Raw genomic sequence first — 19,118 nt, 5'->3', positions numbered from 1 at the left:
CTCACCTTCAACCTGCTCATGGCTAGATCACTAGGTTTCGGGTCTAATACAACGAACTTGACGCCCTATTCAGACTCGCTTTCGCTACGCCTTCGCCTATCGGCTTAAGCTTGCTCGTTAAATTAAGTCGCTGGCCCATAATACAAAAGGTACGATGTCACCCAGAACGAATCTTGAGCTCCATCTGTTTGTAGGTGTCCGGTTTCAGGTCTATTTCACTCCCCTCGTCGGGGTGCTTTTCACCTTTCCCTCACGGTACTGGTTCACTATCGGTCGCTGAGGAGTACTTAGGCTTGGAGGGTGGTCCCCCCGTGTTCAGACAGGATTGCACGTGTCCCGCCTTACTCGTGGATACATCATCGCATTACTCGTACGGGGCTATCACCCTCTGAGGCCCAGCTTTCCTGACTGGTTCCGATTGTCTTTGATGTATCACTGGCCTGGTCCGCGTTCGCTCGCCACTACTAACGGAGTCTCTGTTGATGTCCTTTCCTCCAGGTACTTAGATGTTTCAGTTCCCTGGGTTCGCTTGAAACCTCCTATGTATTCAGAAGTCTCATACCTTCTCTTGATAACCGGAAATCCAAAACCTTGCGGTCATGGTCCCGATCATTTCTGGTCGAACCCCAAAACCCAAGGTCTTGGAGTTCCGGCTATCGAAGGTGGGTTTCCCCATTCGGAAATCCGCGGATCAAAGCTTCTTCGCAGCTCCCCACGGCTTATCGCAGCGTAGCACGTCCTTCATCGCCTCTCAGCGCCAAGGCATCCACCGAACACCCTTAAGGCACTTGATTGCTCTCATTATCAATGTCCACACACTCGGCAGAATGTTGTCTGCAGAATTGCCTTGCGGCACGCGCCCTCGATGAACGCTATCTGCAGCCGGACATTGACTAGAAAGACCAGCTTGCTTCGTAAGATCGTTCCGATAGCGAGGCGGTCAAGCTTCGCTAAAAGGATCATTTTACAACTCGCATTCAACCTTACGGTTGAAGGCGAGCGCCGAAAATGATCCGGAGATAATGAAGGATCCGCGCAACAACCTGCTGCACGACCCAACTCGGATCGATCTCCTCTTTACGATGTCAGAAAACACGCATCTTGCTGTCTATCCAGACTAGCAGGATGCGAAGTGATGTTTCGCGGACGACGATACCAGATCTCGGTGATCAAACCATCTGGTGGAGCCAGACGGGATCGAACCGACGACCTCATGCTTGCAAAGCACGCGCTCTCCCAGCTGAGCTATGGCCCCGTAACCAGAAGACGAATGCTCACTCGATGAAAGTGGTGGGCCTGGGAAGACTTGAACTTCCGACCTCACGCTTATCAAGCGCGCGCTCTAACCAACTGAGCTACAAGCCCCTAACGCTATCCTCATCAGGACTAGGGTCTTGCTTGCGCACACCGGCGACCAGCGCCGAATGCAATCGCACAGCGCAGCCCCGGCGCGTGTTCGTCCGCGAAGAAAGAGAAACGAAGACGGCGAAATCCCGCCAATGCAGCTCAACGATCTGGCGATCTGTTGGCCACTGATGTTTCTAAAACGGTTCGATAGAAGCAAGCTTCTGAAGAACCATCCTTAGAAAGGAGGTGATCCAGCCGCAGGTTCCCCTACGGCTACCTTGTTACGACTTCACCCCAGTCGCTGACCCTACCGTGGCCGGCTGCCTCCCTTGCGGGTTAGCGCACCGTCTTCAGGTAAAACCAACTCCCATGGTGTGACGGGCGGTGTGTACAAGGCCCGGGAACGTATTCACCGTGGCGTGCTGATCCACGATTACTAGCGATTCCAACTTCATGGGCTCGAGTTGCAGAGCCCAATCCGAACTGAGACGGCTTTTTGAGATTTGCGAAGGGTCGCCCCTTAGCATCCCATTGTCACCGCCATTGTAGCACGTGTGTAGCCCAGCCCGTAAGGGCCATGAGGACTTGACGTCATCCCCACCTTCCTCGCGGCTTATCACCGGCAGTCTCCTTAGAGTGCTCAACTAAATGGTAGCAACTAAGGACGGGGGTTGCGCTCGTTGCGGGACTTAACCCAACATCTCACGACACGAGCTGACGACAGCCATGCAGCACCTGTGCTCCAGGCTCCGAAGAGAGGGTCACATCTCTGCGACCGGTCCTGGACATGTCAAGGGCTGGTAAGGTTCTGCGCGTTGCGTCGAATTAAACCACATGCTCCACCGCTTGTGCGGGCCCCCGTCAATTCCTTTGAGTTTTAATCTTGCGACCGTACTCCCCAGGCGGAATGCTTAAAGCGTTAGCTGCGCCACTAGTGAGTAAACCCACTAACGGCTGGCATTCATCGTTTACGGCGTGGACTACCAGGGTATCTAATCCTGTTTGCTCCCCACGCTTTCGTGCCTCAGCGTCAGTATCGGGCCAGTGAGCCGCCTTCGCCACTGGTGTTCTTGCGAATATCTACGAATTTCACCTCTACACTCGCAGTTCCACTCACCTCTCCCGAACTCAAGATCTTCAGTATCAAAGGCAGTTCTGGAGTTGAGCTCCAGGATTTCACCCCTGACTTAAAGACCCGCCTACGCACCCTTTACGCCCAGTGATTCCGAGCAACGCTAGCCCCCTTCGTATTACCGCGGCTGCTGGCACGAAGTTAGCCGGGGCTTATTCTTGCGGTACCGTCATTATCTTCCCGCACAAAAGAGCTTTACAACCCTAGGGCCTTCATCACTCACGCGGCATGGCTGGATCAGGGTTGCCCCCATTGTCCAATATTCCCCACTGCTGCCTCCCGTAGGAGTTTGGGCCGTGTCTCAGTCCCAATGTGGCTGATCATCCTCTCAGACCAGCTACTGATCGTCGCCTTGGTAGGCCATTACCCTACCAACTAGCTAATCAGACGCGGGCCGATCTTTCGGCGATAAATCTTTCCCCGTAAGGGCTTATCCGGTATTAGCACAAGTTTCCCTGTGTTGTTCCGAACCAAAAGGTACGTTCCCACGCGTTACTCACCCGTCTGCCGCTGACGTATTGCTACGCCCGCTCGACTTGCATGTGTTAAGCCTGCCGCCAGCGTTCGCTCTGAGCCAGGATCAAACTCTCAAGTTGGACTTGAACTTTGAACCGGCTGATCACAACGTTTGACGAGGTCCCACCATTATCGACCGAAGTCGATGTGCTGCCTGCGATTCACATCGCTGGCAACGATGGTGTTTCCTTTAAAACGTGTACCGCCGAAGTCTTTCGTCCGGTCTCGATCAGAAAAGCCGAAGCTTTCCAGAAGCGAGACCCGCAAGGACTCCGCCGTCCACGTTTCTCTTTCTTCATCTTCACTTGTCAAACAGCCCGGGACCGTGGAGGCCCCAACCTTCCGGCTTGGAAGGGTTCCGACACCCTTACCGACGATGAATGACTCCAACCGACTGGTGTCGATTGTTGTGTCACTCAACAAGGTGAGGAGCATCAGTGGCGCGTTCGCTCGCCTTGGTCAGTGACCCGGCGGCGCCGCGCTCAGTGGTTGGGGTTATAGGCCCCGCCTTCCGGGCTGTCAACGCCAATCGTCAACAAATCGTCGCACAGCGGGATGACGAAAAAATTTGCATGTTTGCAAGCACTTAGGAAGACGCTGGGCGGGCGAACCGAGTTCGCCCGAAGAAAAAACTGAAAAAAAGTTTGGGCCCTGGAGGGCTCCGCAGGGCTCATGGGACGGGCTCACGGCGCCGCGCCGGGGCTGCCCCTGGCGCCGTCCGCTTCAGCAAGTATTTTCCATGTCAGGCGCCGTACTTGAGCCACATTCCCGCGGCGTTCTGATAAGAGACAAGCTTGAATCGCGGGATGCCTGTGGGGGCTGCCGGCGATTTTCATGGGGTCAGAGGAAGGCGATCTTGCAGATGACGCGACCTTCCTTCGGCGTTCGAGAGACATCGAGAGAGCTTTATCCGTCCAGTTGTTCGTAATTTCGGCCGGCCCCAGCGAAGGGGCTTTCTGAGCGCGGACGCCTGTGCGGCTTGCCTTTTCCGGCGATCCCCCTTGAAGAGGGCGACCAGGGAAAAGGTTCGAAGCGAGCTTTCTCGGGGTCGTTGATTGGGGGACTTGGGTTGAACCACAGGACGTCACGCGGCACTTTCGGGCGCGAGACCGGGATCATCGATCTCGGCCACGAGCCGCCGCTGTCCGTCGATGGCTCCGAAGCCGCCGTGATCGACCGTCGCCGCGTCTCGGTGCAATGGTTCAGTGGGACAATTCTGACCGGACTCTGCGGCGCAGCCCTGATCGGCGGCGCCGTTTTCGCATCGCTCGACGGCGAAATGACCTTCGCCAAGGTGCCGGAGCGGGTCGAAGGAGCGCTGCGCGGTGCATTCGGCGCCGCCGATCGCGCGGCCACGCTGCACAAGAGCGATCGCCTGCCGCCGCCGAGCGAATCCACGGCCTCGCGCAACATCGTGCGCGTCTCGACGGTTGCCCGCGTCGGTAGCCGCGACGTGATGCGGGTGCGCCCCTTCGTCCGGATCGCCGGAAATTTGTCGATGACGACGAGCGACCTGTCGGCGAAGATCCCACCGTTCAACGCCCAGCGCCTGCTCACCGATGTCGGCTCCGATCCGAAGACGGCATCCGACGATCCCAACAATCCGGAAGCCGTCGAGCCCGACGCGGAAGTGTCCTTCGTCACCAAGGACCTGTCGGCGGTGCTGCCGAAGGCCAAGATTTCCGCGGTGGTGGCGCTCGACGATATCCTGATGCGGGTCCGCGACGCCGCCAACTGGCGCGGCAATGGCGGCGTGCGTTACGCCTCGCTTGCCAATGCCACGGCCGACATCTCCGGCGCGACCGGCCCCTCCGACATCAAGATGGCCTACGCCACCGAAACGTCCTCGTCCGATCCCTATGCCGGTTTCGAGACGCGCGTGGTGCCGGAGAACGTCACGCTGCTGCCCAAGACCAAGGAGCAGATCACCGGCGGCAATCCCAACGGCGAACGCGTCCACATGGTCAAGAAGGGCGACAGCGTCGCTGGCGTGCTGCGCGATCTCGGCGCGACCGCCGAGGAGATCAAGGCCATCACGGCAACGCTCGGCCCGCGCGGCCGCGATGGCGGCCTCAAGGAAGGCGAGAAGCTCCGCATCCTGATGGCGCCCGCAAGCCCCGGCGCGCGCCTGCAACCCTACCGTGTCGTCATCGCCAACGAGACCATGGTCGAGGCGATTGCCGCATTGTCCGATCTCGGCAAATACGTCGCGGTCGACGTCTCCAGCATGAATACCGTCGCGGACGCTGCGGCCAACGCCAGCAGCGACGACGACAGCGATGACGACGGCTCCGGCGTGCGGCTCTACCAGAGCATCTACGAGACGGCGATGCGCAACAAGGTGCCGATGCCCGTCATCGAGGACATGATCAAGATCTACTCCTACGACGTCGATTTCCAGCGCAAGGTGCAGCCGGGCGACTCGTTCGATGTTTTCTACGCCGGTGAGGACGAGGGCGTGACGTCGAGCGAAAAGAACGAGGTGCTGTTCGCCTCGCTGACCGTCGGCGGCGAGACCAAGAAATACTATCGCTACCAGAGCCCCGACGATGGCGTCGTCGACTACTACGACGAGACCGGCAAGAGCGCGAAAAAGTTCCTGGTCAGAAAGCCCGTCAACAACGCCATCATGCGCTCCGGTTTCGGCGGCCGCCGTCACCCGATCCTGGGCTATGTGAAGATGCATACCGGCGTCGACTGGTCGACCTCCTACGGCACGCCGATCTTCGCCTCCGGAAACGGCATGATCGAGAAGGCCGGCCCCGAGGGCGGCTACGGCAAGTACATCCGCATCAAGCACGCCAACGGCTATGAGACCGCCTATGGCCACATGTCGGCCTTCGCCAAGGGCATGGAGCCCGGCAAGAAGGTGCGGCAGGGCCAGGTGATCGGCTTCGTCGGTTCGTCGGGCCTGTCGACCGGTCCGCACGTCCATTACGAGATCCTGGTCAATGGCCGCTTCGTCGATCCGATGCGCGTGAAGCTGCCGCGCGGTCGTTCGCTGGAAGGCCCGATGCTGGCAAGCTTCGAAAAGGAGCGCGACCGGCTCGAGGGCATGATGAGCGGCCGTGGCAGCGCCATCGCCCGCATGTCGGACGCAACGGGCGGTCCCTTGCAGGTCACCAACCGGTAGGTCGGCAACGCCGATTTCGACGGACATTTTCGAACAAGATTTCAAACGATGACGCGGCACAGCGAGGCGCGCTTGGCGGTGTCGCAACGTCAAGTTTCGTTTGCCAAAGCCGCTGGACGGGCGAATACTTTCCAAAAAAAAACGGGAGGTCTCGCCATGAAGAATGGGCTCGCCTGCGCAGCTGTCGTCGCTGCGCTGTTCTCAGCCACGACCGCTTCGGCCGACGGCTGGGAGGTCACAAGGCTCGTTCCAGGCTCGGCCTTCCACGGCGTGCACGGGCTCGCGGTCGACAAAGCCGGCCATCTGTTTGCCGGCAGCGTCGCGGGCGCGGCGCTCTACGAGGTCGACATCGCCAGCGGTAGCGCCAAGGTTGCAATCCCGGCGCCGGTCGGAATGGCCGACGACATCGCGTTCGCGCCCGATGGCACCATGGCCTGGACCGGATTTCTCGCCGGCGAGCTCTATGCACGCAAGGGCGACGGCCGGATCAAGAAGCTCGCGAGCGGCCTTCCCGGCATCAACTCGCTCGCCTTCCGCAAGGACGGCAGGCTCTACGCCACCACCGTCTTCCTCGGCGACACGCTTTATGAAATCGACGTCGAGGGCATCAAGCCGCCGCGTCAGATCATGGAGAAGATGGGCGGACTCAACGGCTTCGAGTTCGGTCCCGACGACAAGCTCTACGGTCCGCTCTGGTTCAAGGGCCAGGTCGCCAAGGTCGATGTCGACAAGGCGGAGCTGACCGTCGTCGCCGAGGGCTTCAAAGTGCCGGCCGCGGTGAACTTCGATTCCAGGGGCAACCTGTTCGTGATCGACACCGCGCTCGGCCAGCTCGTCCGGGTCGACCCCAAATCGGGCGCCAAGGCCACCGTCGCGCAATTGAAGCCGTCGCTGGACAATCTCGCCATCGACGGCAGGGATCGCATCTACGTCTCCAACATGGCCGACAACGGCATCCAGGAGATCGATCCGGCGACCGGCCAAGCCAAGCAGATCATCATCGGCAGGCTCGCGCTACCCGGCGGGATCGGCGTCACCTCGGAGAACGGCAAGGACACGATCCACGTCGCCGACGTGTTCGCCTATCGCACGGTGGACGGGGCCACCGGCGAGGTTACCGAGAAGACGCGCATGCATGCCGCCGGCAGGACGCTCGAATACCCCATGAGCGCGACGGCGAAGGGCAACGACGTGATCCTGTCGAGCTGGTTCACCGGAACCGTGCAGGTCATCGACGGCAAGACCGGCGCGACGCGAGACATGCTGCACGGCTTCAAGGCACCGCATGACGCGGTCGTGCTCGCGGACGGCAGCATCCTGGTGGCCGAGCTTGGGACCAAGTCACTGGTCAAGGTGAGCGGTGAGCATGGCAAGGATCGCGTCACGCTGATCGGCGATCTCGAGGGACCGGTGGGGCTGGTCCGCGGCGCCGGCGACGAGGTCTACGTCACCGAAGCCTTTGCCGGCACCGTCTCCAGGATCGACGGCAATGGCAAGAAGGCGCTGGTCGCCAAGGAGCTGAAAATGCCCGAAGGCATCGCGCGCACCAGCGACGGCCAACTGATCGTGGCGGAGGTCGGCGCCAAACGGCTGATCGCGATCGCACCGGAGAGCGGCAAAATCACCGAGATCGCGGCCAATCTCCCGATCGGCCTCACCGGCGCCCCTGGCGGCCTGCCGACGCATATCCCGACCGGCGTCGCCGTCGGTGCAACGGGCGCGATCTACTTCAGCTCGGATGTCGAGAACGCGATCTACAAGGCGGTGAAGAAGTAGGAGCGCTCGTGCAGGTCCGCCGCGCGGAACCTGCGCGCCGGTTCTCGGTTAGACGCAGACGGAAGCCGACCAGCAGGAGAATCGCCCATGACGCGCCTCTCACGCGACGATGTCGTCAAAGCCGTGGACCGCGCCGACGATGTCACCATTGCCCAGATCATCGGAACAGGCGCGACCGCTGAGGAACTCGCCGAGGCCCAGGCCTGGCTCGCCAATGACGAGCCCATGATCAACGATTTGCGGCCGCTGGCGCAGGGACGGGTGCGCGAGTTGGTTGATATTCTGTCGGAGCTGGAAGAGGACGACGAGGAGGCTGGACCGGCGAAAGCGGGCTCAGCGCCCGCAGCCGGCTAGGACTGCGCGCACCTTCACCAAACATAATTCGCCCCGGAGAGGCGAAACCTCTCCGGGGCGGGTAATCGCGGCATTGCCGATCAATTCAGCTTGCGCTTCGCCACCGGCGCCTCGAACTGCGCAATCTCGGCGGTCTGCGGCGCCTTGCCGTTGAAGGTCAGCACATTGCCTTCGGACGAGATCGCAACGCTGTCGCCGTCCCTGACGTCGCCGGCGAGGATCATCTCGGCGAGCGGGTCCTGGAGATAGCGCTGGATCACCCGCTTCAGCGGCCTTGCGCCGTAGGCGGGATCCCAGCCCTTGGCGGCGAGCCAGTCGCGGCCGGCGGCATCGAGCGTCAGCACGATCTTGCGATCGGTCAGCAGCTTCTGCAGCCGCGTGAACTGGATCTCGACGATGCGGCCCATCTCGCTGCGCTGCAGGCGGTGGAACAGGATGATCTCGTCGACGCGGTTGAGGAATTCGGGGCGGAAGTGCCCCCGCACCATTCCCATCACCTGCTCGCGCACCGCCGAGGTGTCCTCGCCCTCCGGCTGGTTCACCAGATACTCCGAACCGAGGTTCGAGGTCATGATGATCAGCGTGTTGCGGAAATCGACGGTGCGGCCCTGGCCATCGGTCAGGCGGCCGTCGTCGAGCACCTGCAACAGGACGTTGAAGACGTCGGGATGCGCTTTCTCGATCTCATCGAACAACACCACTTGGTAGGGCCGGCGCCGTACCGCCTCGGTGAGCGCGCCGCCCTCGTCATAGCCGACATAGCCCGGAGGCGCGCCGATCAGCCGCGAGACCGAGTGCTTCTCCATGTATTCGGACATGTCGAGGCGGACCATCGCGGTCTCGTCGTTGAACAGGTACTCCGCCAAGGCTTTGGTCAGCTCGGTCTTGCCGACGCCGGTGGGGCCCAAGAACATGAACGAGCCTGTCGGCCGGTTCGGGTCCTGCAAGCCCGCTCGCGAACGGCGCACGGCGGTCGCGACCGCACGCACGGCCTCGGCCTGGCCGACGACACGCTGCCCCAGCTGCTCCTCCATCTTGAGAAGCTTCTCCTTCTCGCCTTCCAGCATCTTGTCGACGGGCACGCCAGTCCACCGCGAGACCACCTGCGCGATGTGGTTGGCGGTCACCGCCTCCTCCATCATCTCGCCGGAGTTCTCCTTGGCCTCGATGTCGGCTAGCTGCTTCTCGAGCTGCGGGATGCGGCCATAGGCCAGCTCGCCGGCTTTCTGGAATTCGCCGCGCCGCTGGGCGTTGGCGAGTTCGACACGCAGGCCATCGAGCTCGGCCTTCAGCTTCTGGGCATCGGAGAGCTTGCTCTTCTCCGCGCTCCAGCGCGCCGTCAGGGCAGCCGACTTCTCCTCTAGCTCGGCAAGGTCCTTCTCCAGGGTCTGGAGCCGGGACTTGGAGCCGAGATCGCTTTCCTTCTTCAGCGCCTCCTGCTCGATCTTGAGCCGGATGATCTCGCGGTCGAGCGAATCCAGCTCTTCCGGCTTGGAATCGACCTGCATCTTCAGCCGCGCCGCGGCCTCGTCCATGAGGTCGATCGCCTTGTCCGGCAGGAAGCGGTCGGTGATGTAGCGGTTGGACAGCGTCGTCGCCGCAACAAGCGCGGAATCGGTGATCCGCACGCCATGGTGCTGCTCGTACTTGTCCTTCAGGCCGCGCAGGATCGAGATAGTGTCTTCGACCGAGGGCTCGCTGACGAAGATCGGCTGGAAGCGCCGCGCCAGCGCCGCGTCCTTCTCCACGTGCTTCTGATACTCGTCCAGCGTGGTCGCGCCGATGCAGTGCAGCTCGCCGCGAGCGAGCGCAGGCTTGAGCAGGTTGGAGGCGTCCATCGCGCCGTCGCCCTTCCCGGCGCCGATCAGCGTGTGCATTTCGTCGATGAACAGGATGAAAGTGCCCTCGCTCCCGGTCACTTCCTGGAGCACGGCCTTCAGCCGCTCCTCGAACTCGCCGCGGTACTTCGCACCGGCGATCAGTGCGCCCAGGTCGAGCGAGAGCAGCTTCTTGTCTTTCAGGCTCTCCGGCACGTCGCCGTTGACGATGCGCAGCGCAAGGCCTTCCGCGATGGCAGTCTTGCCGACGCCGGGCTCGCCGATCAGCACGGGATTATTCTTGGTCCGGCGCGACAGCACCTGGATGGTGCGGCGGATCTCCTCGTCGCGGCCGATGACCGGATCGAGCTTGCCGTCGCGCGCAGCCTGGGTCAGGTCGCGGGCATATTTCTTCAGGGCGTCATAGGCGTTCTCGGCGGTCGCCGAATCCGCGGTGCGGCCCTTGCGCAACGCCTCGATCGCCGCATTGAGGTTTTGCGGGGTGACGCCGCCCTTATTGAGGATCGTGCCGGCCTCGCTGGTCTTCTCCAGCGTGAGGCCGAGCAGCAGCCGCTCGACGGTGACGAAACTGTCGCCAGCCTTCTCGCCGGCCTTCTCGGCCGCGTCGAAGGTGCGGGCAAGCTCCGGCGCGAGGTAGATCTGCCCGGCGCCACCGCCGGAGACCTTCGGCACCTTGCCGAGCGCGTCCTCGGTCGCCTTCAGGATTGCACGGGAATTGCCGCCGGCACGGTCGATCAGACCGGCAGCGAGGCCCTCATTGTCGTCCAGCAGGACTTTCAGAACGTGCAGGGTGGAGAATTGCTGGTGCCCCTCGCGCATCGCGAGCGACTGCGCAGACTGGATGAAGCCCCTGGAGCGTTCGGTGTACTTCTCGATGTTCATCTTTTCTGTCCCTCGGCCTGCCCTTGGGGCCCTCTCAGGCACCCCAATACGGCATCTTCATTGGGTTTCCGCTGTCCGCATTGACGTTTCTCAAGCGGGAACGGTCGTGTTTTGCCGACGTTGCCGACGGCCTGAGGCAGATGTGGGAAGCTGGGGGCCGGTGCGAAAGAGGCAAATTCACAATTTCGTGCGCTTGTGGGACGGCTTGGCGCAGACAGGCCGAATCCCTTAAGTAACGGCATGATAGACAGCCACATTGCCGAGATTACCGATCTCTACCGATACCCGATCAAGGGCCTGACGCCCGAACGCCTGTCGCGGGTCCCTTTGCGGGTCGGCAAGACCCTGCCCGCCGATCGCCGCTACGCCATCGAGAACGGCCCGAGCGGCTTCGATCCTGATGCGCCCCAGTGGAAGCCGAAAATCCAGTTTCTGATGCTGGCGCGCAACGAGCGGCTGGCTGAACTCCATACCCGGTTCGACGACGCCAGCCATGTGCTGACCATCAGCAGGGACGGCCGAATCGTCGCGAGCGGGGACCTCGAGACCGCCGCCGGACGTGCGGCCATCGAGGCCTATTTCAGTGAGAACTTCCAGCCGGAGCTGAAGGGCCCGCCCAAGGTTCTGTCCGGCCGCGACCACAGCTTCTCCGACGTCGCCCGCAAGGTCGTCTCGATCATCAATCTCGACAGCGTCCGCGCGATCGAGAACATGCTGGACGGCGTCGCCGTGCATCCCCTGCGCTTTCGCGCCAATCTCTACGTCAAGGGCTGGCCGGCTTGGTCGGAGCTCGACCTCGTCGGCCGGACGCTTGCGGTCGGGCAGGCCCGGCTGCAGGTGGTCAAGCGCATCGTCCGCTGCCCGGCCACCAATGTCGATCCTGAAACGGCCAAGCGCGATCTCGAGATACCGCCGACGCTCTCGCGCCATCTCGGCCACATGGATTGCGGCATCTACGCCGAGGTCATCGCCGACGGTGACATTGGCGTCGGCGATGCGGTGGCGGTGGAGGAGCCGAAGCTGGTGTGAGCTGCTGCGCCGGCTGCGCACACTCCGTCATTGCGAGGAGCGATGCGACGAAGCAATCCAGACCATTTCCGCGGAGGGATTCTGGATTGCTTCGCTCGCAATGACGAGGCGTCACCTCAATTGGGCATCACATACGCATAGATCCGGCCGCGCGAGACCGGCGCTTCGCGGACGCGGTTGCCGCTGTTGCCGGAGATCATGATCGGATTGCCCTGCGCATCGATGCCGGTGATGATACCGACATGGCCGCCCCGGCGCCCGCGCGACATCACCGCGATGGCGCCGACCTGCGGGCCGGACACGCGCGTGCCGTAGCGCGCGAAAGAGCTCGCCATGTCGGAGCCGGTACCCTGATGGCCGGTCTGTTGCAGCACCATATTCATGAAGCGCGCGCACCAAAGTCTGCCGCGCCCGGTCGGATTGCCGCCGAGATAGCGGCGCGCTTCGGACACGAGACCCGATCCGCCACCGAAGCCGCCGTTCATCCCCGCACCGCCGGCGTTGGCATTCGGATCATAGCTGGCCTGGGTGTTGTCGAAGCCACTCGCCTGCAGCTGTGCCGCGCTCCGCGCGAAGCGCGAGCTGCGTGCATGATGGCGGTGATGATGATGTCTGGCGTGGTGCACGTGACTGTGCCGCTCTGCGCTATGACGATGAAGCGGCCGTGCCGAGGCCGGAGAAACGAACGCGGCGACCGCCGCAAAGAAAAGCGCCAGCGCGACAACACAACGCGACAGGCGAAACGCAAACAACTCAACCATTCTTCATCCTTCGTTACACCCCGCTTTCCCGATCGGCCCGTGCGGTGGGCCAAACATGCAGGCGCGTATCAGAATCCGGATGTGGCGAGATCAAGACACGTTCTTGGAGATTTTGCGCGGAGGTTAACGATGCTAGAACTCGCATGCGTGAACTGCAGAACGGCATTCCAATGCCGCAGCACTCTCAGGGAGCAAACCCGATGCCTTACGCCGTGACGAGGGACAAGTGCCGACTTTATTTCGAGGAAGCCGGCAGCGGCACGCCGATCATCTTCCTGCACGAATTTGCGGCCGACTACACCAATTGGGAGCCGCAGATGCGCTACTTCTCGCGCGGCCATCGCTGCATCACCTATTCGGCGCGCGGCTATACGCCGTCGGATGTGCCCGACGGCGAGGTCTACACCTACACGCATTTCTACTCCGATGCGCTCGCGGTGCTCGACCATCTCGGCATAGATCGCGCGCATCTGGTCGGCCTGTCGATGGGAGCCTATTCCTCGCTTCAGATCGGATTGAACGCCCCGCAGCGCGCCTTATCGATGACGCTCGCCGGCGTCGGCTCCGGGTCGGAGATCGAGAATCTCGAGAACTGGCGCAAGCAGTGCCGCGCCAATGCCGAGCAGTTCGAGACCCTCGGCTCCGTCGAGGTCGCAAAGATCACGCGCGAGGCACCGAGCCGGATTCCGTTCCTGGTGAAGGATCCACGCGGGCATGCCGATTTCTATGCCGCGCTGGCCCGGCACGACGCCAAGGGATCGGCCAATACGATGCGCGGCTTCCAGGGCGGTCGCCCCTCGATCTACACCATGACGGACGCGATCAGGGGCGTAGCGACGCCCGCACTGATCATCTGCGGCGACGAGGACGATCCGTGCGTCGGGCCGAGCCTGTTCCTGAAGAAGCACCTGCCCGCGGCCGGCCTCGCGATGTTTCCGAAATCTGGCCACGTCCTCAACCTGGAAGAGCCCGCACTGTTCAACGAGAGCGTGGCGCGGTTCGTCACGCTGGTGGAAGCCGGTCGTTGGCCGGCGCGCGATCCGCGGTCGCTGGCGGCGCACTAGAGCGAAGGCGTCGCCAAACACTCCGTCTCGTAGCCCGGATGGAGCGCAAGCGTAATCCGGGACTCTCGAGCGCGGCGCGACCTGCCCCGGATTGCGCTCCGCTCCATCCGGGCGACGGCAGACTATTTCCCGGCGCCCCTGCTCAGCAAGAACACCGCCTGCTCGCCGAACATGTTCCACACCCACCAAGGCAGGTTCAGCGGCACGGGCCGGCCATAGAGATCGAGCGCGACGGAGCGTTCCATCTTGACGTTGATCTCGTCGCAAAGCTCGACGAAATCCTTGATCGTGCAGAAATGGATGTTGGCGGTGTCGTACCATGTCGCCGGCAAGTTCTCGGTGCGTGGCATGTGGCCCCCGATCAGCAGCTGGAGTCGCATCTTCCAGAAGCCGAAATTCGGGAACGACACGATGGCGCGGCGGCCGATGCGCAGGAGATTCTCCAGCACGACACGCGGCTGCCGCGTCGCCTGCAGCGTCTGCGACAGGATCACGTAGTCGAAGGCGTCATCGGGATAATTCACGAGATCGGTGTCGGCATCGCCCTGCACCACCGCGAGCCCCTTGGCGACGCAGCGGTTGACGCCCTCGCGCGACAGCTCGATGCCGCGGCCGTCGATGCCGCGGGTCTCCAGCAGTTGAAGCAGATCGCCCTCGCCGCAGCCGACATCGAGCACCTTCGACCCCGGCTTGACCATCTCGGCCACCAGCAGATGATCGACGCGATACTGACCGGCCGCCCCGCTCGTCACGCCGTTCAGCGGCAGCACTTCCTGCACAGACATCGCTAGCCGTCCTTTCTGCCCGTGAGCCCGCGGGCCTTCCCGGCGGACTGCAGGAACGCGCGCGAGATGTCGAAGAACTCGGGAACGTCGAGCAGGAAGGCGTCGTGGCCACGATCGGTCTCGATCTCGGCAAACGACACCCGCGCGCTGGAAGCGTTCAACGCGTGCACCAGCGCGCGCGATTCCGAAGTCGGGAACAGCCAGTCGCTGGTGAAGGACACCACGCAGAAACGCGTCTTGATGCCCGCAAACGCCTTCGCCAGCACGCCGCCGTGATCGGCGGCGATGTCGAAATAGTCCATCGCACGCGTCAGGTAGAGGTAGGAGTTGGCATCGAAACGCTCGACGAAGGACGAGCCCTGGTAACGCAGATAGGACTCGACCTGGAAGTCGGCGTCGAACGAGAAGGTCGGCAGATCTCGATCCTGCATGCGCCGGCCGAACTTGCGATGCAGCGCCGCGTCCGAGAGATAGGTGATGTGCGCCGCCATCCGCGCCACGGCGAGCCCGCGATGCGGATGGATGCCGCGATCTGCATAGCCGCCGCCGTGCCAGTCGGGGTCGGCCATCACCGCCTGGCGGCCGAGCTCGTGGAAGGCGATATTCTGCGCCGAGTGACGCGTCGAGCATGCAATTGCCAGCGCGGAGAACACGCGGGCGGGATAGGCCGCGGTCCATTGCAGCACCTGCATGCCGCCCATCGAGCCGCCGACGACGGCAAACAGCGTCTCGATGCCGAGCCTGTCGATCAGCATCGCCTGCGCGCGGACCATGTCGGGAATGGTGATGACGGGAAAATCCAGGCCCCAGACCTTGCCGGTGACGGGATTGATCGAGGCCGGCCCGGTCGAGCCCATGCAGCCGCCGATCACGTTGGAGCAGATGATGAAGTAGTGCTTGGGATCGATGGGCCGTCCCGGGCCCACCAGCGTCTCCCACCAGCCCGGCTTGCCGGTGACGGGATGCACATTGGCGACATGTTGATCGCCGGTCAGCGCATGGCAGATCAGCACGGCGTTGGAGCGATCGGCGTTGAGCTCACCATAGGTCTGATAGGCGATCTGGAACGGGGTGAGATCGACGCCGCAATCGAGCCGCAGCGGCTGCTCGGCGCCGAAATGCGCGACCTGCGAGCTTGGATGATCCACTTCATGCGACCGTTCGTCGGCGCTGATCGCAGGACTGGGTACCGACTTGACGCCAACCATCATCGACCTCGTTTGCGACTGCCCTCAGACCGCCGCTGGAATCAGGCCATGAAAAACCCGGCCTGAACGATAGGTTCGGCCGGGATCGGAAGCGTCCCCGGCCTGTTTAGCGAGTTTTTTAACGTGGCTGCAAGCCGGCCGGCTCAAATGACCACGGAACGGGCAAAAGCTACCGTCTTGGGCGGTTTTCGTCAAGTCGCGGCCCGAATGAGCTAAGATCAGTGCGGCGCCGCCCGCAGAAAGAGCCGTCATTTCTCTTTGCTTTCGCCGGGCCGACTGCCTAATCAGGATGTTGCTCGCAGCGGATCCACCCCTAAGGCTGATCCGCATCGGAACGTCTTCAACAGCCCTCGCCAGATATGTCCCAACGTCCGCCCGCGCCACCCTCGCTTCAGGAACTGCGCAAGGAGATCGATGCGATCGACGAGAGCATGCATCGCTTGCTGATGCAGCGCGGCGACATCATCGACCGCCTGATCCAGGTCAAGCAGACACAGGAGGTCGGCTCGGCGTTTCGGCCTGCGCGCGAGGCCGACATGATGCGCCACCTCGTGCAGCGCCATCGCGGCATCCTGCCGCTCGACACGGTCGAGAGCATCTGGCGCGTCATCATCTCGACCTTCACTTACGTGCAGGCGCCGTTCTCGGTGCATGCCGATATCTCGGCGAGCGAGCCGGCGATGCGCGATTCCGCGCGCTTCCATTTCGGTTTTACCGTGCCTTACGTCGCGCATTTCAGCGCGCAGGCCGCAGTCGAAGCGGCAGCAAAGTCCAAGGGCGATCTGGCGCTGGTCTCGGCGACGTCGAGCCGCACGCCGTGGTGGCTGGAGTTGGAAGCCGATGGCGCGCCGAAAATCATCGCGCGGCTGCCATTCGTCGAACGCGCGGACCATCCGGCCGCCTTGCCGGTGTTTACGATCTCGCGGGTCGCCGACAGCGCGCTGGTTACGGAGGTCGAGACCTTCAGCGTGCGCGTCTCCGGGTGGAACGCCGAGGTCGCACGGGCCCTGTCGCCGCTGGCGGAGATCGTGGCGGTGCCGGACACGGCCTTCGACGGCGCGGCGCTGCTGGTCTCGGTCACGAGCGCAACCAGCATCGACAAAATTAAGGCTGCCCTGATCGAGGCGGGGGCGTCGGTGCGCTCCACGGCCCTCGTCGGCAGCCACGCAACGCGCTATACGGTGCCCCCGACCGGCACGAAATAGTAAATCGCGAGCAGCCCAGCCTATCCGGAGTCCCAGATGTCCCGCCCCGTGCCGAATCCCGGCATTCTCGATATTGCACCCTACACCCCCGGCAAGAGCCCGGTGCCGGAGCCGGGCCGCAAGGTGTTCAAGCTCTCCGCGAACGAGACGCCATTCGGGCCCTCGCCCAAGGCGATCGAAGCGTTCAAGCGCGTGGCGGATCATCTCGAGGACTACCCGGAAGGCACCTCGCGCGTGCTGCGCGAGGCGATCGGCCGCTCTTTCGGGCTCGATCCCAACCGCATCATCTGCGGCGCCGGTTCGGACGAGATCCTCAACCTGCTCGCCCACACCTATCTCAGCCACGGCGACGAGGCGATCTCCACCACGCACGGCTTCCTGGTCTACCCGATCGCGACCATGGCCGTCGGCGCCAAGAACGTGGTGGCGCAGGAGAGCAACCTCACCGCCGACGTCGACGCCATCCTGAAGGCCGTGACGCCGCGGACAAAGCTGGTCTGGCTCGCCAATCCCAACAATCCGACCGGCACCTATCTTCCGTTCGACGAGGTCAAACGGCTGCGCGCCGGCCTGCCCTCGCACGTGTTGCTGGTGCTCGACGCCGCCTATTGCGACTACGTCTCGCGCAACGACTACGAGATGGGGATCGAGCTCGTCGCCACCACCGAGAACACAGTGGTGACGCACACCTTCTCCAAGATCCACGGGCTCGCTGCGCTGCGCATCGGCTGGATGTTCGGGCCCGAGCACATCATCGATGCCGTCAACCGCATCCGCGGTCCCTTCAACGTGTCGACACCGGCGATGTACGCCGCCGTCGCCGCGATCGAGGACACCGCGCACCAGGCGATGTCGAAGCAGTTCACCGAGACCTGGCGCAACTGGCTCACCGAGGAAATCGGCAAGCTCGGACTGAAGGTAACGCCAAGCGTCGCCAATTTCGTGCTGATCCATTTCCCGACCGACAAGGGCAGGACCGCCGATGACGCGGACGCTTTCCTGACCAGGCGCGGTCTCGTCCTGCGTGCGCTGAAGAACTACGGACTTCCGCATGCGCTGCGCATGACGATAGGTACCGAAGAGGCCAACCGCCTCGTCGTCGAGGGCTTGCGCGACTTCATGGCCGGCAAATGAGCGAACAGGCGCACTTCCAGCGCGTCGCACTGATCGGCTTCGGCCTGATCGGCGGCTCGATCGCGCGCGCTGCGAAGCTCCAGGGCCTGGCTTCCGAGATCGTCACCACCGCACGCTCGGAGAAGACCCGCGCGCGCGTCGCCGAGCTCGGCATCGTCGATCAGGTGGTGGCGACCAATGCGGAGGCGGTGAAGGATGCCGATCTCGTCATCCTCTGCATTCCGGTCGGCGCCTGCGGAGCTGTGGCGCAGGAGATCGCCGCGCATCTGAAGCCGGGCGCGATCGTCTCCGATGTCGGCTCGGTCAAGGGCGCGGTTGTCCGCGACATGGTCCCGCATCTGCCGAAAGGCATTCATTTCGTGCCGGCGCATCCGGTTGCGGGCACCGAGCATTCCGGCCCGGATTCGGGTTTCGCCGAGCTGTTCATCAATCGTTGGTGCATCCTGACCCCGCCGGAAGATACCGATGCGGCGGCCACGGAGCATCTGCGGGCGTTCTGGGCGGCGATGGGCGCCAAGGTCGAGATCATGACGCCGGATCATCACGATCTCGTGCTCGCGATCACCAGCCATCTGCCGCATCTGATCGCCTACACCATCGTCGGCACCGCCGACGAGCTGGCGCAGGTGACGGAATCCGAGGTGATCAAATTCTCCGCCGGCGGCTTCCGCGATTTCACCCGCATCGCCGCGTCCGACCCGACGATGTGGCGCGACGTCTTCCTCGCCAACAAGGAGGCCGTGCTGGAGATGCTGGGCACCTTCACCGAGGATCTCGCAAAACTCACCCGCGCGATACGGCGCGGCGATGGCGAGGCGCTGTTCGACCACTTCACCCGCACCCGCGCCATCCGCCGCGGCATCGTCGAGATCGGCCAGGACTCGGCGGCGCCCGACTTTGGTCGCCTGGCTGCGCTCAAGAAGCCGTAGCTTCACACTCGAGGTTCCGGGTTCA

13 protein-coding genes, 2 tRNA genes, 2 rRNA genes and 1 riboswitch (1 of these 18 only partly in view) are annotated in these 19,118 nt (G+C 62.9%); of the genes, 9 read left to right on the top strand and 8 right to left on the bottom strand.

The window, feature by feature from the left end; all coding sequences use genetic code 11:
• From ASG57_RS20760 to ASG57_RS20745, 4 genes are all read right to left on the bottom strand, one after another.
• Positions 1–794: ribosomal RNA gene (locus tag ASG57_RS20760) — 23S ribosomal RNA — on the bottom strand (it extends 2,052 nt beyond the left edge of the window).
• 385 nt (positions 795–1,179) lie between these two features.
• Positions 1,180–1,255, bottom strand: a tRNA-Ala gene (locus ASG57_RS20755).
• A gap of 33 nt (positions 1,256–1,288) precedes the next feature.
• Positions 1,289–1,365, bottom strand: a tRNA-Ile gene (locus tag ASG57_RS20750).
• Between the two features lie 221 nt (positions 1,366–1,586).
• A 16S ribosomal RNA gene (locus ASG57_RS20745) occupies positions 1,587–3,075 on the bottom strand.
• The 16S and 23S rRNA genes sit together here with 2 tRNA genes alongside, the layout of an rRNA operon.
• Before the next feature lie 10 nt (positions 3,076–3,085).
• Between ASG57_RS20745 and ASG57_RS37965 the strand changes: the two genes are divergently transcribed.
• The 4 genes from ASG57_RS37965 to ASG57_RS20725 all read left to right on the top strand — a co-directional run bounded on the left by ASG57_RS37965 (position 3,086) and on the right by ASG57_RS20725 (position 8,258).
• Positions 3,086–3,379, top strand: a complete 294-nt coding sequence (locus ASG57_RS37965; RefSeq protein ID WP_155248234.1) for a hypothetical protein — start codon at positions 3,086–3,088, stop codon at positions 3,377–3,379.
• 685 nt (positions 3,380–4,064) lie between these two features.
• Positions 4,065–6,128 carry a M23 family metallopeptidase gene (locus tag ASG57_RS20735; protein ID WP_057197263.1) on the top strand — a complete coding sequence of 688 codons (2,064 nt, stop codon included), beginning with the start codon at positions 4,065–4,067 and terminating at the stop codon, positions 6,126–6,128.
• A 156-nt stretch (positions 6,129–6,284) separates the two neighbouring features.
• A complete protein-coding gene (locus ASG57_RS20730; protein ID WP_057197261.1) occupies positions 6,285–7,904 on the top strand; it encodes an NHL repeat-containing protein in 1,620 nt (539 codons plus the stop codon).
• An 87-nt stretch (positions 7,905–7,991) separates the two neighbouring features.
• Positions 7,992–8,258, top strand: coding sequence for a hypothetical protein (locus tag ASG57_RS20725; RefSeq protein ID WP_024337302.1), 267 nt, complete (start codon positions 7,992–7,994; stop codon positions 8,256–8,258).
• An 80-nt stretch (positions 8,259–8,338) separates the two neighbouring features.
• On the opposite strand, the gene clpB is transcribed toward ASG57_RS20725, so the two are convergent.
• The gene (clpB, locus tag ASG57_RS20720) at positions 8,339–10,978 is read right to left on the bottom strand and encodes an ATP-dependent chaperone ClpB (RefSeq protein ID WP_024337301.1); all 2,640 of its coding nucleotides are present in this window, start codon (positions 10,976–10,978) and stop codon (positions 8,339–8,341) included.
• 240 nt (positions 10,979–11,218) lie between these two features.
• Between clpB and ASG57_RS20715 the strand changes: the two genes are divergently transcribed.
• Positions 11,219–12,007 carry an MOSC domain-containing protein gene (locus tag ASG57_RS20715; RefSeq protein WP_057197259.1) on the top strand — a complete coding sequence of 263 codons (789 nt, stop codon included), beginning with the start codon at positions 11,219–11,221 and terminating at the stop codon, positions 12,005–12,007.
• A gap of 116 nt (positions 12,008–12,123) precedes the next feature.
• Here ASG57_RS20715 and ASG57_RS20710 read toward each other — a convergent pair whose 3' ends face one another.
• Positions 12,124–12,768 carry an NlpC/P60 family protein gene (locus tag ASG57_RS20710; RefSeq protein ID WP_057197258.1) on the bottom strand — a complete coding sequence of 215 codons (645 nt, stop codon included), beginning with the start codon at positions 12,766–12,768 and terminating at the stop codon, positions 12,124–12,126.
• Positions 12,769–12,968: 200 nt separating this feature from the next.
• Between ASG57_RS20710 and ASG57_RS20705 the strand changes: the two genes are divergently transcribed.
• Positions 12,969–13,832, top strand: a complete 864-nt coding sequence (locus tag ASG57_RS20705) for an alpha/beta fold hydrolase (protein WP_057197256.1) — start codon at positions 12,969–12,971, stop codon at positions 13,830–13,832.
• Between the two features lie 122 nt (positions 13,833–13,954).
• Here ASG57_RS20705 and metW read toward each other — a convergent pair whose 3' ends face one another.
• Both metW and metX read right to left on the bottom strand, forming a co-directional pair.
• Positions 13,955–14,617 (bottom strand): methionine biosynthesis protein MetW, encoded by a 663-nt coding sequence (gene metW, locus ASG57_RS20700; RefSeq protein WP_057197254.1) that lies wholly within the window; start codon positions 14,615–14,617, stop codon positions 13,955–13,957.
• Between the two features lie 2 nt (positions 14,618–14,619).
• A complete protein-coding gene (metX, locus tag ASG57_RS20695) occupies positions 14,620–15,825 on the bottom strand; it encodes a homoserine O-acetyltransferase MetX (RefSeq protein ID WP_057197477.1) in 1,206 nt (401 codons plus the stop codon).
• An 85-nt stretch (positions 15,826–15,910) separates the two neighbouring features.
• Positions 15,911–15,990: riboswitch (SAM riboswitch) on the bottom strand.
• A gap of 194 nt (positions 15,991–16,184) precedes the next feature.
• On the opposite strand from metX, the gene ASG57_RS20690 reads away from it, so the two are divergent.
• The 3 genes from ASG57_RS20690 to ASG57_RS20680 are packed head-to-tail and all read left to right on the top strand — an operon-like array spanning position 16,185 to position 19,093.
• Positions 16,185–17,030, top strand: a complete 846-nt coding sequence (locus ASG57_RS20690) for a chorismate mutase (protein ID WP_024337295.1) — start codon at positions 16,185–16,187, stop codon at positions 17,028–17,030.
• 36 nt (positions 17,031–17,066) lie between these two features.
• On the top strand, positions 17,067–18,164 hold the full coding sequence (gene hisC, locus ASG57_RS20685; protein ID WP_024337294.1) for a histidinol-phosphate transaminase: 1,098 nt from the start codon (positions 17,067–17,069) through the stop codon (positions 18,162–18,164).
• Positions 18,161–19,093: a prephenate/arogenate dehydrogenase family protein gene (locus ASG57_RS20680; RefSeq protein WP_024337293.1), complete on the top strand. Its 933-nt coding sequence runs from the start codon at positions 18,161–18,163 to the stop codon at positions 19,091–19,093. The genes hisC and ASG57_RS20680 overlap by 4 nt, the downstream gene beginning before the upstream one ends.
• The last annotated feature ends 25 nt before the right edge of the window (positions 19,094–19,118 follow it).

The organism is Bradyrhizobium sp. Leaf396 (assembly GCF_001424605.1).
Lineage (GTDB): Bacteria > Pseudomonadota > Alphaproteobacteria > Rhizobiales > Xanthobacteraceae > Bradyrhizobium > Bradyrhizobium japonicum_C.
This window is presented reverse-complemented; position numbering and strand designations above follow the sequence as displayed.

Bases quoted from the DNA above. Each gene is read 5' to 3' on its own strand.
- ASG57_RS20715 (WP_057197259.1), top strand. From the start codon at position 11,219: ATGATAGACAGCCACATTGCCGAGATTACCGATCTCTACCGATACCCG.
- ASG57_RS20710 (WP_057197258.1), bottom strand. From the start codon at position 12,768: ATGGTTGAGTTGTTTGCGTTTCGCCTGTCGCGTTGTGTTGTCGCGCTG.
- ASG57_RS20705 (WP_057197256.1), top strand. From the start codon at position 12,969: ATGCCTTACGCCGTGACGAGGGACAAGTGCCGACTTTATTTCGAGGAA.
- ASG57_RS20690 (WP_024337295.1), top strand. From the start codon at position 16,185: ATGTCCCAACGTCCGCCCGCGCCACCCTCGCTTCAGGAACTGCGCAAG.
- ASG57_RS20730 (WP_057197261.1), top strand. From the start codon at position 6,285: ATGAAGAATGGGCTCGCCTGCGCAGCTGTCGTCGCTGCGCTGTTCTCA.
- hisC (WP_024337294.1), top strand. From the start codon at position 17,067: ATGTCCCGCCCCGTGCCGAATCCCGGCATTCTCGATATTGCACCCTAC.
- metX (WP_057197477.1), bottom strand. From the start codon at position 15,825: ATGGTTGGCGTCAAGTCGGTACCCAGTCCTGCGATCAGCGCCGACGAA.
- ASG57_RS20725 (WP_024337302.1), top strand. From the start codon at position 7,992: ATGACGCGCCTCTCACGCGACGATGTCGTCAAAGCCGTGGACCGCGCC.
- ASG57_RS20680 (WP_024337293.1), top strand. From the start codon at position 18,161: ATGAGCGAACAGGCGCACTTCCAGCGCGTCGCACTGATCGGCTTCGGC.
- clpB (WP_024337301.1), bottom strand. From the start codon at position 10,978: ATGAACATCGAGAAGTACACCGAACGCTCCAGGGGCTTCATCCAGTCT.
- metW (WP_057197254.1), bottom strand. From the start codon at position 14,617: ATGTCTGTGCAGGAAGTGCTGCCGCTGAACGGCGTGACGAGCGGGGCG.